The 15,199-nt window shown below is 49.8% G+C and carries 10 protein-coding genes; 5 read left to right on the forward strand and 5 right to left on the reverse strand.

Annotated features, from left to right (window positions below; genetic code table 11):
* The first annotated feature begins 204 nt into the window (after window positions 1-204).
* The 5 genes from DES29_RS08525 (at window position 205) to DES29_RS08545 (ending at window position 7,834) form a co-directional block, all read left to right on the forward strand.
* On the forward strand, window positions 205-1,899 hold the full coding sequence (locus DES29_RS08525) for a sensor histidine kinase (RefSeq protein ID WP_236578931.1): 1,695 nt from the start codon (window positions 205-207) through the stop codon (window positions 1,897-1,899).
* Complete coding sequence (locus tag DES29_RS08530) at window positions 1,896-2,540, forward strand: response regulator transcription factor (protein ID WP_113854754.1); 645 nt, start codon at window positions 1,896-1,898, stop codon at window positions 2,538-2,540. Before DES29_RS08525 ends, DES29_RS08530 begins: the two co-directional genes overlap by 4 nt.
* Before the next feature lie 691 nt (window positions 2,541-3,231).
* Window positions 3,232-5,220, forward strand: coding sequence for a TonB-dependent receptor domain-containing protein (locus tag DES29_RS08535; protein ID WP_113854755.1), 1,989 nt, complete (start codon window positions 3,232-3,234; stop codon window positions 5,218-5,220).
* Between the two features lie 72 nt (window positions 5,221-5,292).
* Window positions 5,293-7,005, forward strand: a complete 1,713-nt coding sequence (locus tag DES29_RS08540; RefSeq protein WP_113854756.1) for an ABC transporter ATP-binding protein/permease — start codon at window positions 5,293-5,295, stop codon at window positions 7,003-7,005.
* Window positions 6,971-7,834, forward strand: coding sequence for an ABC transporter substrate-binding protein (locus DES29_RS08545; protein ID WP_113854757.1), 864 nt, complete (start codon window positions 6,971-6,973; stop codon window positions 7,832-7,834). The genes DES29_RS08540 and DES29_RS08545 overlap by 35 nt, the downstream gene beginning before the upstream one ends.
* Before the next feature lie 831 nt (window positions 7,835-8,665).
* Here DES29_RS08545 and DES29_RS08550 read toward each other — a convergent pair.
* The 5 genes from DES29_RS08550 to DES29_RS08570 all read right to left on the reverse strand — a co-directional run bounded on the left by DES29_RS08550 (window position 8,666) and on the right by DES29_RS08570 (window position 14,361).
* Entirely contained in the window at window positions 8,666-9,454 is a 789-nt protein-coding gene (locus tag DES29_RS08550) for a hypothetical protein (RefSeq protein ID WP_236578930.1), read from the reverse strand.
* A gap of 660 nt (window positions 9,455-10,114) precedes the next feature.
* Window positions 10,115-10,825, reverse strand: coding sequence for a TonB family protein (locus DES29_RS08555; RefSeq protein WP_236578929.1), 711 nt, complete (start codon window positions 10,823-10,825; stop codon window positions 10,115-10,117).
* A gap of 344 nt (window positions 10,826-11,169) precedes the next feature.
* Window positions 11,170-11,577 (reverse strand): ExbD/TolR family protein, encoded by a 408-nt coding sequence (locus tag DES29_RS08560; protein ID WP_021995095.1) that lies wholly within the window; start codon window positions 11,575-11,577, stop codon window positions 11,170-11,172.
* Between the two features lie 3 nt (window positions 11,578-11,580).
* Window positions 11,581-12,186: a MotA/TolQ/ExbB proton channel family protein gene (locus tag DES29_RS08565; RefSeq protein WP_046446767.1), complete on the reverse strand. Its 606-nt coding sequence runs from the start codon at window positions 12,184-12,186 to the stop codon at window positions 11,581-11,583.
* Between the two features lie 72 nt (window positions 12,187-12,258).
* A complete protein-coding gene (locus tag DES29_RS08570; protein ID WP_236578928.1) occupies window positions 12,259-14,361 on the reverse strand; it encodes a TonB-dependent receptor in 2,103 nt (700 codons plus the stop codon).
* Between the last annotated feature and the right edge of the window lie 838 nt (window positions 14,362-15,199).

Below are 15,199 nucleotides of genomic sequence, written 5' to 3' on the forward strand. Positions count from 1 at the left end.
CACAGCGTCTTTCATCTCCGCATCGGCATCGGCTGCTCTCCCCCTCACCTTTGTCGGTGCGGAATTCCCCATTTCCTCATAATGGCCTTTCACATATCCAGCTGGAGAATAAGATCCGCGGCCGCAGCAGCGGCTTTGCTCTGCGCGTTCCCCGGATTTTCTGTCTGCGGGGCGGAAGACCTCCGTCCCGTCCTGCGTTTTGGGATGATGGCCTTTTTGCAGGAAGGCACTCCGTCGGGATTCACGACCTATGTGAATGCCGACGACTACGTGCTGCGCAAACTGCCGCAGATTCTCTCGCAAAGTCTCCCGGAATACCGCGTGGATGTGAAGGTCTACCGTACGGCAGCCCTCATCAAGGCAGCCCGCAGCGGCAAAGTAGATGTGATTTTCGGCAGCAGCGGGTGCTATGCATCGCTGCTGCCTGACGGCATCTATCCGCTCGCCACGCTCGTCACCAATTTCGCCCCGGATCCCAACCGAGCGGTTGCCGGCGCAGTCGTTGTGAGCAGCCGACGCACTGATCTCAACAGTCTAAAGGACCTGAAACATCTCTCGGCGATGTCGGGTCTCGAATCGATGTTCTTCAACTGGCAGATGCCGGCTTCTGCGCTCCTTGACAGAGGCTTGGATCCGTACCGCTTCTTCAGTTCCCTCAGACAGGTGGATCAGCCCGTGCCGAAAATTCTGCAGGCACTTGAAGACGGAACCATTGACGTTGGACTGATGCGGGCCTGCGTTTTGGAAGGACTGCCTATAGAGAGGAGAAAACACTTCAAGGTAATCGAGCCGGCAGAAGACTCTCCTCTCGCCTGCGCGCACACCTCGAGGCTCTTTCCTAACTGGACGGTTGGCGCCATGAGTCAGGTGCCGTCCGACGTTGCCAAGCGAATCTCTCTGGCACTGCTCACCGCGCCGCCGCAAACAGAAGCGGGCATCGCATGGAGCACCGCCAACAGCTTCAAAAGCATTGATCAGCTCTACCGAGAGCTCAAATGGGGACGCTATGAATACCTGCGGCATTGGACTTTTACGCGAGTCTGGGAGGCCGTCTGGCCGTTCGCATTGGCTGCTCTAGTTGCTTTTCTCGCCTTAATGCTGCACCTTCGTCGGGTCAATGCCCTCGTTGAGCGCCGGACCCGAGAACTTAATGACGAAGCTGCCCGACGCATGGCTCTGGAAGAGAGCAACACTGCGCTTCTCCAAAAGTTCCACCGCTACGAGCAAATGAGCACGATGGGCATGCTTTCAAACATGGTTGCGCACGAAATCCGTCAGCCGCTTTCAGCACTGCGCTATGCGCTGCGTACGATCGAGATGGCCGCCGCCCGCGACGAAGAGGACTCTGCCGTCATTGAGAAGTCCTGTGCCAAAGCCCGAAGGCAAACAGAGCGAATCAACGACATTGTCGAGCACGTCTGCTCCTATGCCCGAACGGACCGCCGCAACCTCCCGATTAATCTTTCCGAGCTGATCCGGGAAACAGTGGCTGAAGCCGCCCAGATGAAACTCATTCATCATGCAGTGACGCTTGTCCTATCGGACAATGTCTTCATTACTGGCAATCCCCTTGAACTCCAGCTGGTTGTGCTTAATCTCCTCAAGAACTCCTCAGAAGCTGCAGCCGGACGGAACCCGCAGTCCAAGATTGCACTGACCTGCGGCGAAGATCACGTCGAGCTGATCGTTTCAGACGAAACAGAACAGCTCGATGCTGAAGCGCTTGAACGCATTGCCTCCTGCGGACCGTCACAGAAACGAGACGGTTTGGGTCTTGGCCTCAGCATCGTGCGGAGCATCATCAGCGCACACGGCGGCAGCATTCACTTCAGTGCACGAGCCGACAAAGGTCTCGAAGTACAAATCATTCTTCCTCTCCCCGGAGGCGGCTCCTCATGACACGAACGCTAAAGGATATTCAGCAGCACACGCTCGTGCGCATCGTTGATGACAACGAAGACCTTCGTGAAACGTGTGAAATGATGCTCACCTATGCCGGCTGGCAGGTTCGCACTTATGCTGGTGCGTGGTCTTTCCTTATGGATGACGCACCATCTGTGCCTGGCTGCCTTATTCTTGACATCAGCATGCCGGACATGACCGGCACGGAGCTGCAGATGGAAATGCGCCGCCGCCGGTACTCGCTGCCCATCATCATCCTTACGGGACACGCCAACGTTGATCTCGCCGTTACGACGCTGAAGGCGGGTGCAGCCGAATTTTTTGAAAAACCCGTTGACGAAGACCGCCTGATGAAGGCGATCGCCAAACTGTGCAGAGAAAGTCTCGCCAAAAGCTGCGGCGAACTTACCGGCCGGGATCTTGAAAAAGCATTTGACCTCCTCACTGAGCGAGAACGCGAAATACTGGAACTCATGATCCAAGACGTATCTTCTCAGCAGATTGCCGAACGTTTGGGTTTGAGCGACCGCACCATCTATGCGCACCGAAACGCCATTTACCGAAAGCTCGGAACAAAAAATCTTTCGAATATTTCGCTTGAAGATCTCGTTAGTTCGTCATGCTCTCTGCCTAAGTGATGCAGCGCTCACCTGCAAATGTCCAGTCTTCTGCCGATGCCAAATCCAACCCTGGCATCCGGCTTTGGAAAAATACATTGGATTGCCGATAACGGATGAACTAATTTAGCGCTCAATGCCCGATCGGTCATTAAGAATGAGCTGGAGGCCCGTATCTTAGGTGAGTCACCTAGGCATTCAAATCTGTCAACTTCTGAATGTTTTCTTGTTCTCAACAAGTATTAATTTCGTAGCCATCCCAAAATTCAATCTGAAAACCATATAATTACATCTTAAAAAATAGTTTACCTATCACATTTTTAGTCGTTATTGATATATGCAATGGCCTAATAATTTATAAAACATCCAATGGAGTCACTGTTTGGAAATAAAAACCCCTCTTTTCGTAAACCTTTACAGTGAACGCCAAACAACAATTTCAGAGAATTACTTCTGTCATTTCAAATTCGTCATTGTCCTTTGTTAACCAATTACTTAGCGCCGTAATCAAAATTTCTCAATAAAAATAATCTGTTAGCTTCGCCAACCTCACCTTAGAATGCGAATCATTCTCATCATTAAGGTCGTCTGCAGTCTACAAACGCAGACCGCTTTGTCAACGGAGATTGGCATGAGCCCTTCTAATATTTACCCCCCCCCCCATTTTTCATTTCGTCCTCTCGTACTGACGATATCTTTTCTATTTGCAGGAATGAATAGTGCTGCCGCAGCTGAAGATTCGACTCCCAAAGCGACTTACATTGATACACAGCCCATTGTCGTAACGGCTACCCGAACCACTCAGCCCCTCTCTCAGGCCGCAAGCTCACTCAGCGTGCTCACAGAGCAGGATATTCAGGAAGATCAGCCTGTTACTTTGGGCGAACTGCTTTTAGATATTCCTAACGTTGACGTTCTTGACTTTGCCTACATATCGTCGCAAATTTCAATCCGAGGATCGAACTCCTCTCAAATTACGTATTTGATTGACGGAATGCGTCAGGACGACCAAACAATGGCCGGCAACCGTCCAAGCGGCATTTTCATTGATCCGGAAATTCTTAAACAAGTTGAAGTCAAGCACGGCGGCGGCAGCGCGCTATACGGCAACGGCGGTATTGGCGGCACATTGGCCGTCACCACAATGAACGCCAATGATTTCCTGAAGGGAACCGATCGAAACTTTGGCGCCAAAGTCAAGGCCGGCTACACCTCAGACAATCTGGAATGGCAAAAGAGCGCTTACGCATTCGGCCGATCCAACCAGTGGGACGTCGTCTTTGGGGTTTCACGCCGTGACTCAGGTGCTTCCACCAACTCACTGACCGGCAAACGAAGCAAAGCCGATATCGATGCCTACAGCACAGCAGCATTCGGCAAAGCCTCCTTCATGCCTAACGATGCCAACGTGCTGAGCCTCTCATACAATTTTGACCGTGCAAATTCTGAAAGCGATACGTTCTATCGCTATGAACAGCAACGCGTCACCGGCAAATGGGAGTTCGAACGAGGCGACCTCTGGAATCTCACCGCAGCCCTTCAATACGCCCACTCCAAATTCCACTACGTCAATCCTGATCCTTGGCGCGGCATCAATTCCAAAGATAAGTTCGACTCCGTGAGCGGAAATGTGCAGAACACCTCCTACCTCAGCGGACTCGGCCGGCATGCCGTCACCTATGGGTTCGATTTTTCAAAGACATCGCAAAGCGGCTTAGTTTTAGATCAAACGACAAATGAATGGAACAAAGATTCAACCCGTCCGGATGCTGACGGTTTTGACGGCGGCTTCTTCATTGAGGACGAATATAAGATCAACGGTCTTTTCTCCGTGGTCCCCGTCGTGCGCTTCAACTACTTCAAGCGCGAATCGAATACCGGTTTCCCTTCGCTTTCCGACTCCAAAGTAACGCCGGGCATCACGCTGAAGATGACGCCCTATGAATCTTTGCTGGTCTGGGGGTCCGTACACACCGGTTACCGTCCGCCGATGCTCGATGAGATGTACTTCTACAGCACAGACTACGGTCAGAATGTTGAGGTCATCAATAATCCCAATCTGAAGCCTGAAAAATCCACGAACTACGAAGTCGGCATGAGCGGCCTGTTCGGCGATCTTCTCACTGAGAACGATCATCTTTCCTGGCGAGTTGCGGTCTTCTATGACGACGTCAAGGACTTCATTTCGGTTCAGGATAATATGCTCGAATGGTGGCAAGGCGGCATGGTCGGACCGATCAAGTACCAAACGGTGAACTACGGCCACGTTGTCAACAAGGGTGCTGAGCTTTCCGGCACCTATGAACTCAACGGTTTTAAAGCCTCCGCTTCATACGGTTATCTGCATTCTGAAGATAAGGAAACCGGCGAACGGCTGGGCGGTGTTACGCCTCAGAGCGCCAATCTGCGGCTGAGCTACAAAATTGCAGCTGCCCAACTTGAGCCTTGGTACCGGCTCCATTGGGCCAAGGGCGGCGATACCGTTCCGTTCCCAGGATATGCAGCAACCCATTTGGATGACTACACCCTGCACTCCGTAGGCATCAACTGGACGCCGAAGATTCCGAATTACTTCAACATTCAGGCAGGTCTCGCCGTCACTAACCTGACAAATGAGAAGTACGTTGCGCTGTTCGGCATGCGTGAGAACAACGTGGGTTATGCTCGAGGTTTCCGTGCCTGGCTCTCGGCCCAGTTCTAATTTCACCTGAAAAAGTCTGCCGAAAGCGGTCTCCCCGAACCGCTTTCGGCACAGCACCATTCAAGCACAAGCATGTTCCTTAATCCGCGTCCGAGCGGCTTATGCCGTCTTATCACGCAGTATCTTTTTACCCGCAGTCAATGGCGCTTGTGGGGACTTTTTGCCATCGTTCTTGCGGCATACGCATTCAATATCAAGCTTGCTGTTCTCTATAACGATTGGAACGGACGGTTCTTTAACGCACTTCAGGCGGTCAATCGCGATGCGATCTTCCGAGAACTTTTTTATTTCATAGGGCTTGCCGCCGTCATCATCGTACTGCTCGTCTGGGCTGGCTATGTCAAGGACCGCTTGGCGCTTGCGCTTCGCCGCGACCTTACGCAGATTTTCTTCAAACGCTGGCTATCTCCGGAAAGCGCCCACTATCTGCTGCGCGAGAGCGGCCGAGAACCCGATAACCCAGACCAACGCGTGACGGAGGATGTTCGGCAGCTCGTCAATCTTTCCGTCGATCTTCTGGTGAGCTTTTACGACGCCATGCTCACGATCGGCAGTTTTTCAGTCATCCTTTGGCAGCTCTCAGGCTCTGCTGAAGTGTTCGGCATCACGATCCCCGGCTACATGTTCTGGGTCTGCATCCTCTATACGATCGTTGCCACATGGATTACACACCTCATCGGACGCAAGCTTAAAGGCCTCAACATCAATGCTCAGCACATGGAGGCGAATCTGCGTGCTGCCCTGATGGAAAAACGCCGTCATGCAGATGCCATCGCCGGGGCTCATGCTGAGGCTGTGGAGGAAGCCGGTCTGGTCGAGCGCTTCCGGCAGCTTCTCTCTGTCCTCATTGCGTTGGTAAAACGAAAGCGAGACCTCAACCTCTTCACGGTCGGCGTCGGACAATTCACACACCTCGCTCCCATTTTTTTCGCGCTGCCGAGTTTTTTCGCCGGCATCATCCAATTGGGCGGACTCATGCAGATCAGGGGCGCCTTCAATGACGTGGCACGGTCACTCTCATGGATCATCATGTCCTACGACGATCTGGCTGCCCTTGCGGCCGCTTATGAGCGTCTTCGCCGTCTTGAAGCAGGGCTCTCCGAAGCGGACGATCAACGCCAAGCTTTGGAGAAACGATGTCAGGACAATTCATGCACTGGTCTCACCGCGGCCCTTGATCTCATCGTTCCAAACGGAAAAAACATCAGCCGCGTGCCCGTCCATCTCAAACTCGTCCCGGGCAGCTTCACCATCGTCTGCGGCCCGTCTGGCATCGGAAAATCCACGCTTCTCAAAGTTCTTTCAGGCTTCGCCGGAAATTACGAAGGTAAACTCTCTGAACGCGGATCCATCTTCTGGATGCCGCAGCAGCCTTATTTGCCAAAAGGAGAGCTCATCGCTGCGCTCACCTATCCGCAAAGTCCTGAAACGATCACGGAGCAGGCAGCACAGGAACTGCTCAGTGCCGCACACCTTGACCATCTCAAAGAAAAGCTTTACGACTCGGGCGACTGGTCTGCACTGCTTTCCGGCGGTGAACAGCAGCGGCTTTCTTTGCTGCGGGCTCTTATTGTCAAACCTGACATCCTGCTTCTCGACGAAATGACGAGCGGCCTTGATCCGGCCAATGCACACTGGATGATCGCCTTGCTCAAGGCGAAACTCCCTCAGACCGCAATGCTTCTCGTCACACATCAGCAATCGCTTTGGCCGCTTGCGGACCAAATCATCAACCTCCAAGGACCAGCTCATGGGCAATCCGTTCATTCCGTTTCCCAGATGTGAAAACATCATCATCGTCGGCGATGCCGCCGCTGAATATCTCGGTGCACTGCGCATCTATGGCCGCGGCTTGATTGGCGGCGACGTACCATCCATGGAACTTCTCCATCCGATGGAAAAGCACCTTGAATGCGTTTCGTGCTTTTTGAATGACCCAACACAGGTGCTCCTGCCGGCGGTGCGGCGCATGAAAGCCAATTTTGTGGTGCTTGAGGAAAACGGATCCGCCGACTTCAATCCTGCAGCGGGCCGAGAAGTACTCGAAAAAGAAGGCATATCGGTCAAAATTCTTGACGTGCGGGGATCAACAGAATCGGTTCTGCGCCGCGCCAGCAAACTTTTCGGCGAGGAAAAACAAGCCGAACGCATTATTCGTGAACGAACGGAGCGACTGGCAGCGCTCGACGATGTGCGCAAATCCATTCGTAAGGGACAAAAGGCCGCAATTTTTCTGGCGATCCGCAGTCCCGTTCGCCATGAAAGCTATGTCTTCCGGATCTCTGAGCGCAGTGCACTCTCTCAACTGCTCACAAACACTTTTGCAATAGAGAACATCAATGTTCGGCCAAATGCCGAAGAACGCATCCCTGGCATTCAGGAACTCGATGACCTCTCCGAACTCTTCGAAAAGAACCCGGACCTCATCGTCTATACCGGCGATGCGGCCGCTTGCGGACAAAAAATAACTGAATTCATCCGGAAACACCCCCAATTCGCCGAATGCAATGCGGTAAAGAATGGACGCATTTACGGCGCACCGTATTACTGTCATGCGCTCGACTTGAGACGCCATGAAATACTTGAAGCATGGAGCGATGTATTGGCCGACTAAGCAGCCCGACCACTGAAGTAACGGCGTTTTGATCCTGTCAGACCGCCGCTTTGCCGCTCCGCCTTGGGCTCGCGAAAGACCGAGCGGCTTTCGCGCCCGCTATAAATCATTTTCTGACGCAGCTCGTCTGCGGTCAGAGCCCAGAGGGCTCCGGCTCCATCGCGTGACAAACATGCACCCCTCCCGCAGACATTCTTGAGATGTGCCAAAGTGGGGAATCAGCCTGTGCGGCCTCCAGCAGAAATCAGGAGGTCCTCACTGCTCGAAATTGCTTTGCCCCCCTCTAACCTTCCTCATTCGCAGTCCATGGGGCTGCAATGAATGCCCTCAACGTTCTCTGATCTCTTGGATTTCTGGATGAATTGTCAGATGCACGACCTGGCATTATTTTTCGAAAATACCAACCATTAGAAGCGACTCAACTTTTCCCATATCGAAGATTTATTCAATCTCAGCTGACAGGCAGCCGAAGCTGTGCTCCAAGCCGTCGCAGACGCCGCTGCACAATGCTGCCGCTTATTAAAGCCTGTGAAATGACCGTTTCCAACGGTGTTGTCTTCAACATACCCCAGCAATAGAAAATTCATTCCTATAGCACGAAAAACTCTTATATACGCATTACTATCAATTACGAATATTCAGAACACTTTTGCTTTGATTAAAGCCAGATTTTATCTTCTTTAATAAAAAAGGGGCGCAACTACAATCATCGATTCAAACATTTAAAACTTATCCGACGCCTTGATTACACCAAAAACACATATAACAAAAAGGCGAACACCTAAAACTCAAGGTCATTCACTCACACACAAGAATTACCATCAATCTACATTATTTTTTCGCACCCTTAAAGCTGTATTCATATACATATTGACTAACATCCTCATCCTTTCTAATAAGGGTGTCATATAACTTATATGCAAGTCTACGATTGAGCGTTCCTTCATATTGAAATTGATATTTCAGCCCTTTAGCTTTATTAAGCGGGTCCTCATTAAAGGATTGAGCTTCTTGCATTTGTGCGAAAACTTTCCCAGATCGATTGACACAAACCTCTAATCGGGGAGGGAAAACTTTATTCGCAAACATTAAAGGATGATATTTATACATTTCCGGCGTCATATAATCCTTCAGCTTAGGGTAAGCTTTAATCATTGTGTAGAAATTAGTTCTGATTTCATCGATTTTTTTAGAATCAACGGACCAAGCATTGCCGCCAGGAAGACCGTACAAAAAATAAAAATACTCCATATCAAAACTATGATTATAGGCGACATCAAATACAGATATTTCTTGTTTATGAAATGGATTAGATGCCACACACGAAACAAAATATCCCCAGAAGCGAGATAAAAATCCATCATAGAATTCATTTTTCAATGAAGAAGATTTAGCATGATAATATCTCATATAATGAGCAAGGAGCTCTTTTTCATTTTTGGCAACAACTAAATTTTCTTTATTCCACAACTCAAGATCATTAACTGTCAGAGGCCAATTCAAAGGGCTGAGTCCCTTAACAGCAGCATCAACTTTAGGATCCAACATCCCACATGCTCCATTCAGGGAAAAAGCCGCCAAAATGAGAATTAGAATTTGCTTCTTAATACTTACTGTCATAAGATAATCCAAAATCAAATTTAAACATTGCATAAAATGTTTTATATCTCGACTTAATTCTATTACCTTCTCATCACCTATCTTCACCTTCAAAAGCACATAATATAAAAATTCTAACCAGCGACAGATCGATCAATTGGATCTTAAACGAATATGATTTAATATCCATGGATAAGTCAAAATCTAAAGATTCATGCTTCTGCTCAATAACATCAATCCGACCATGTGATGCTTACACTATATAAACAGGCGGCGCTCAATAGTTGATGCCGCATACAGAACCATTTTGCGTTCCTATATTTTAAATATTATTTGTTCTTTGGCTCATTTGTATACCGCTTTAATCATCTTACTGCGGCAAAGAACGCGCATACAACTGCCTTAGATACCTAACAGGGGCTGGGTTCCAATCTTTAAAAATAGTTGCCGCAGCCAAACGTGTAAACTAGAAGAGCACAGTTAAGTGCCGCATCCGCGATACGTCTGCAATTTGGTGCTGGTTATGTTTGCACGCAGTACAGCCATCTGCCCCTCAGAGCATTGAAGGTGCAGTCAGGCATCAGAATCTGCCGGAGCCTGTTTTTTTAAATTTATCGCTCGGAAAATGCTGTGAAATTAGTGCCGTGCTGTTCTCAAATAAGGAAGCAGCACGACGAAAATTTAAGGTTGAAACACAATAGTTTTTTGAAAGTAAACCTTAATGTTACGCCCTTGATGATAAATAGGCGCAAACTTCATTTTCTTTACTGCCTCGACAGCAGCCTCTTTGAAACCTAGATCCGGGATATTTCGGGCGATTATCTCTGTGGTTTCAACCTGTCCGTCGAGTCCTACCAAGAATTTCACCCGCACCCGTACGACCTTGTTGAAGCCAATGGAACGAGCTGCCCGCGGATACCTTGGCGCTGCCTCTGAAAGGATTTTGTACGAGATGCCGCCGGAACCCAATGCCGTATAGGAGCCGTCACCGTTCGCAATGAAATTGCCGCTGCCGAAAGCCGTTCCTTGCCCATCCCCCACTCCGGATCCTTCGGTCTGAGCTTTGCCGTCAGCCGTTCCGCTCGCTCCAACTGCACCGCCGGAGCCTGCGCTGACATGCTTAGTCTTGCCGTCTTTGCCATCCGTTTCGGAAGCGGAAGCTTTTTCTTTAAGCGGTGCGGGCTTTTGGGTTTCGCCTTTATAAGCTTTGCCTTCCGAGTTTTCTCTTTTGGGTTTGCTGACCGGCTTTATGTTTTTGGAAACTTGGGGCTGAGGATTCTGCCTTTTTAGAATAGGCTTTGCCTGCGCAGACTTCACCTGCTCATCCCCCGAATCTGCTGTTGGCTGTGTCGATGTCAGCTCAGGCGCTTTGGGAGTGGGCTTCGAATCCAATGAAGTCTCAGCGGCAGCGGCTTTCGGAGGCTCGTCCAGTGTCTCTCCTTCTGTTTTCGGGGCCAATGGCTTTTCGGGCTCATCAGTCGGTTCCAGACGCCTGTCCTTGGAATGGGATTTTGCGCCGTCCCCGCCTGCCCCGCCGTTGCCAAGTCGGCCGTCTTGATGCATATCTCCCAAACCGCCGGCATTCCCTGCAGGGCCGCCAAGATCAACGGTAAGCATGCCGGATCCGCCGACAGGCGCGGATTGGAAAAAGATAAGACCGATACCTCCGACCAATAAAGCATGAATAACGACAGAAGCGCTCAATGCCGACTGCCAGGAAAGTGGCTTCGGACTCATCAGCGTCTTCCCTCGGTTGCTATGGAGACTCGTTCAATGCCTGTGCGGCGGATGACATCCATAACGCCAACCACCGTGCCGAAATCGGTTTTTTCATCGCCGCGCAGCACCACAGTGAGCTTCTCATTCTCAGTCTTTAAAGACACAAGCCGTCGAGCTAACTCCTCCTCTGAAACTAAATTCTGCTCAAGGAAAAGACGCCCGTCCTCTGTGATTGACACGGGGACTGTTTTGGTGGTGTCCACTTTTGCGATGGTCGCCTTAGGGAGATTAAGGGCAATGGTTTTCTGCGTCACCATGGTCAGCATCGACATCATGAAGAACACCAGCAGGAAAAAGATGATGTCGATCATCGGAATGATCATCAGCAGAGGTTTCCTGTCCTCCTTGAGACTGTTGATGCGCATGCCTTACTTCTCCGAAAGACAGGCGAGATAAGCACTTGCCGCAGCTTCAAGGTCTTCAATAATTCGGTTGGCCCGCTGAGAAAGCCAGACATAAACCAGCATTGCAATAATGGCGACGAGCAGCCCGAACCCCGTTGCGACCAAAGCTTCCGCAACACCGCCGGTAATAGCAAACGGCTGTCCTTCAGAGATCGACAAAATATCAAATGATCGGATCATGCCGGTCACGGTTCCTAAAAGCCCCATCAAAGGAGCCAAAGTTACGATCGCACTCACATAGTTGAGATGATCCTTGAGCCGCGCTGCGCTGTAAGCCGCAGCTCCGGAAAGATACTGCTCAGCATTGATCACGGCATTGCGCTCTGCAATGGCTTTTTCAAGAACTGCACCGACGGTGCCTCCCGCTTTTTTGCAAAGTGCGGCTGCAGCATCAAAATTTTTAGCCCGTACTGCTGACAGAAATTCACCTTGAAGCACCTGCATATCGGATGCGGAGCGTCGGTAGAAAACTGTACGTTCGACGGCGATGGCGATCGTAACGATGGAGGCCGCCAACAGCGGCCACATCATGAACCCTCCTGTCAGGAAGGTTTGAATAAACTGAGACATGAGACAGCGTTCCCAAAAAAAGATCTGACGTCGAAAGGAGGTGCTATTGCACCTCCTTCGCACTGAATGAGATCAATACGTGCCGCGCAGGCCAACGAAATAAGTCCGCTCACGTCCTGGTATCAGCGACCAGCTCCCGATTGATACGTAGTCGTAGTACTTCTCGTTGAAGAGATTCGTTACGCCGGCATAAATTTCCAAATGCTCCCAAGGTTTGAAATGCAGGCTTGTATCGACGATCTGTCCGGACTTGACAATACCGTCCGTTTCCTTTTCAGCATCTGAGAGGAAATTGTTGTATTTCCCATAGTAGGTATAGCGAACGTCACCGGAGAAGTTGTCTGTGAAGTCGTACTTTGCAAGCACCGACAGAGAGTGCTGCGGCACTTTCTGCAGACCGCTCCGCGTGAAATCGATTTTGTCCTTGCCGACCTCATCCATGAATCGACTGCCGGCAGATGTATAGTCAGACCTTCCTTTAAGCCATGAATACGATTCCGTAAGCGTCAGCCTGCCGATCGTCTGCTGAAGGCTGACGTCAGCCCCCCAACGGCGCGTCTGAAGCAAATTCAGCGTCCGAGCATCACTGAGTCCCCTGACATACATACGGTACAGCTGGTTGTTGGTGTTCGACATCCAGAGTGAAACGCTGACGGTTGAGAAGGCGACCTTGTCGCGAAGACCAATCTCGTACATATCGTACTTTTCATCTTCGGCATTGGTGATTTTATAAACCCTGTCCCCGTTGACAACCGCTTGATCTGCAATCATCAGACCGTCAGGGACGGTATAGCCGCGCTCATACCGAGCGTAAATTCTGCCGGTATCGCGGTACCGCCAAGCCGCCGACAATTCCAACGCCGTATTCCAGCGATCTGAGGTATCTGCGCCGGCAATCCTGTTGCCCGTTTTGTCATATCCCCATTTAGTGAGCTCACGGCGCAGCCCCTGGGTAAAGCTGAAGTCGCCCCACTTCAAAGTATTCAAACCGTATAGCGCGATGACTGTTTTGTCGTAAAGGAAGCTGTAGGGCTCACCATAATACTTGCCGCTGCTGTCTTTCTTCCATGAACCGATGTAGTTAAAGTCAGCACTTTGCTTGGTGTAGTCAAACCCAAGCAGCAGATCGCTGCCTTCAAGATAATCTATATCCAATTTCAGTTTGAGGCCCTTGCTTTCCTGATCGATGATCTGATCCCCGAACTGATTGTTGGAGAAATACCCATCGCTGTAAAAACTATCCGCCGTCAAATGCAGTCTATCCGTGAGATCGTTGGCATAGCTGAGGTTATAGCTGTTGATCGCGCGATCTCCGTTCAGATAACCCCTAACTCGGCGTTTAATAAGCTGACCATTTTCGTCCACGCCAACGGTTTGCGTAGTCCATGGAGGGACGTAGTCTTTCCCGTATTTTTGAATGTTTCTGGCAGAAGCCGTTTTGATGAACTGAGAATCCTCTTCAAGTCGGCTGGCGCGAAGCGTGAGACTTTGCTTTTCGGTTAAATCCCATCGAATACCGGCAGAGTAATAATTCGAATTGCGATACGTATTCTTGAAGTAGAGATCCCGATCAATTTTTGAAGCGGTGCCTAAGAAAGAGAATTTTTCATTGAGCCGAGCCCCCACGCTCGCGCCGATACGATATCCGTCTGAATTCCATTCGCCGAAGGCTGACGTTTTCGGATCCTTCATCGAACGAAGATTCGTTGTGATGTTAATCACGCCGCCCGCTGTGCCCGAACCATAAAGGACGCTGCCGCCGCCCGGAATAATTTCAATGCGTTCGAGTTCCTCTACGGGAACGACGTCATAGTTCGTAGAGTGAGGATGATTCAGCAAGGTCGTAATGGGCGCACCATCGAGCATCACCTGAAGATTTCGGTTAGCCGTATCATTGCCTTGACCGCGCAAATCGATGCTGCCCCACCCGCTCGTATTAACGGAAACACCGGGCACGCCTTCAAGCACATCGGAAATTGTTCTGTTGCCGCGCTCAACAATATCTTCCTTTGGAATGACGATAATTTCCTTTGTTTCACGCAGTCGTTCGATTTCTACATATTCCGGCCGCACATAAGTCGTCTTTAATTCAATAGCGTCATCAGATGCTGGATCTTCATCCATACGCGCATTCTGTGCCTGAGCGCTGCAGCACGCCATCAGCAGGGCTGCCATGACGGCGGAATGTTTGAAACTCCATTGGGCCGTTAATCTTTTCGTATGGGCGGCAGAAGAAATAAAAGTTATAGGCATTGTCGAGTTAAGCGAATCAGATGTTTACTATCAATAAATCAATTGATATTGAGAATTGTTCGCATTATATGAATAGTGCATTCTCAATTCATCTTTGAAACACATTCCCGGAAGGACCTTTCATTCTTCCAAATTTTTCGTATACATCTGATTACTCTGCCTTTCCTATTTCATCCATCTGAGACTGCGACTAGGATTAAACAAAACGGCATCAGTTGTTTTCATCACAGTCTAAAACTGTCAGTTGTAATCTTGGTAAAATTACTTATTCATTGACTGAATAAAATTTCATTTAATTAAATTATTTAGTATACGTTGCTGAAAATCCGTTTTCATCCATTATTGTATACGTTTCAATTGATAAATACACAGCGGTGACTGATCAATTTCACTATAAAAATCATTATCTAGTCTCCGGCAAAATATTTTGACCAGCAAACAGCCTGCAGACTGCTCGGACGGCTGACTCACATGGGAATCAACAGACATCAACATTTACAATTTTATGAATTTATTATTTATTCTCCATGAATCATTCAAGACATCCTCAGAAAAGCGTCATTCACACCGTTGCCTCAGTACGCTGACATTCCCGCCTGCTTGCAAAGCCGAAAAGCTTCACTCTGACTGACCAAATGACGCGAGTCCTGTTGGGAGCAGCCAAACGCTCCACGACGATTGTCAGGCCGGCATTGAGAATAAAGGCCTTCCTCAGCCGGAAAGCCCAGATCACTGCCGCATTGAACTGAAGGCTGAATCC

The sequence above is a fragment of the Sutterella wadsworthensis genome (assembly GCF_003315195.1).
Lineage (GTDB): Bacteria > Pseudomonadota > Gammaproteobacteria > Burkholderiales > Burkholderiaceae_F > Sutterella > Sutterella wadsworthensis.

What these genes read in the sequence shown, in the direction of transcription:
- DES29_RS08525 (WP_236578931.1), top strand. Translation starts at nt 205, where the DNA reads ATGATGGCCTTTTTGCAGGAAGGCACTCCGTCGGGATTCACGACCTAT.
- DES29_RS08530 (WP_113854754.1), top strand. Translation starts at nt 1,896, where the DNA reads ATGACACGAACGCTAAAGGATATTCAGCAGCACACGCTCGTGCGCATC.
- DES29_RS08535 (WP_113854755.1), top strand. Translation starts at nt 3,232, where the DNA reads ATGAATAGTGCTGCCGCAGCTGAAGATTCGACTCCCAAAGCGACTTAC.
- DES29_RS08540 (WP_113854756.1), top strand. Translation starts at nt 5,293, where the DNA reads ATGTTCCTTAATCCGCGTCCGAGCGGCTTATGCCGTCTTATCACGCAG.
- DES29_RS08545 (WP_113854757.1), top strand. Translation starts at nt 6,971, where the DNA reads ATGGGCAATCCGTTCATTCCGTTTCCCAGATGTGAAAACATCATCATC.
- DES29_RS08550 (WP_236578930.1), bottom strand. Translation starts at nt 9,454, where the DNA reads ATGACAGTAAGTATTAAGAAGCAAATTCTAATTCTCATTTTGGCGGCT.
- DES29_RS08560 (WP_021995095.1), bottom strand. Translation starts at nt 11,577, where the DNA reads ATGCGCATCAACAGTCTCAAGGAGGACAGGAAACCTCTGCTGATGATC.
- DES29_RS08565 (WP_046446767.1), bottom strand. Translation starts at nt 12,186, where the DNA reads ATGTCTCAGTTTATTCAAACCTTCCTGACAGGAGGGTTCATGATGTGG.
- DES29_RS08570 (WP_236578928.1), bottom strand. Translation starts at nt 14,361, where the DNA reads ATGGCAGCCCTGCTGATGGCGTGCTGCAGCGCTCAGGCACAGAATGCG.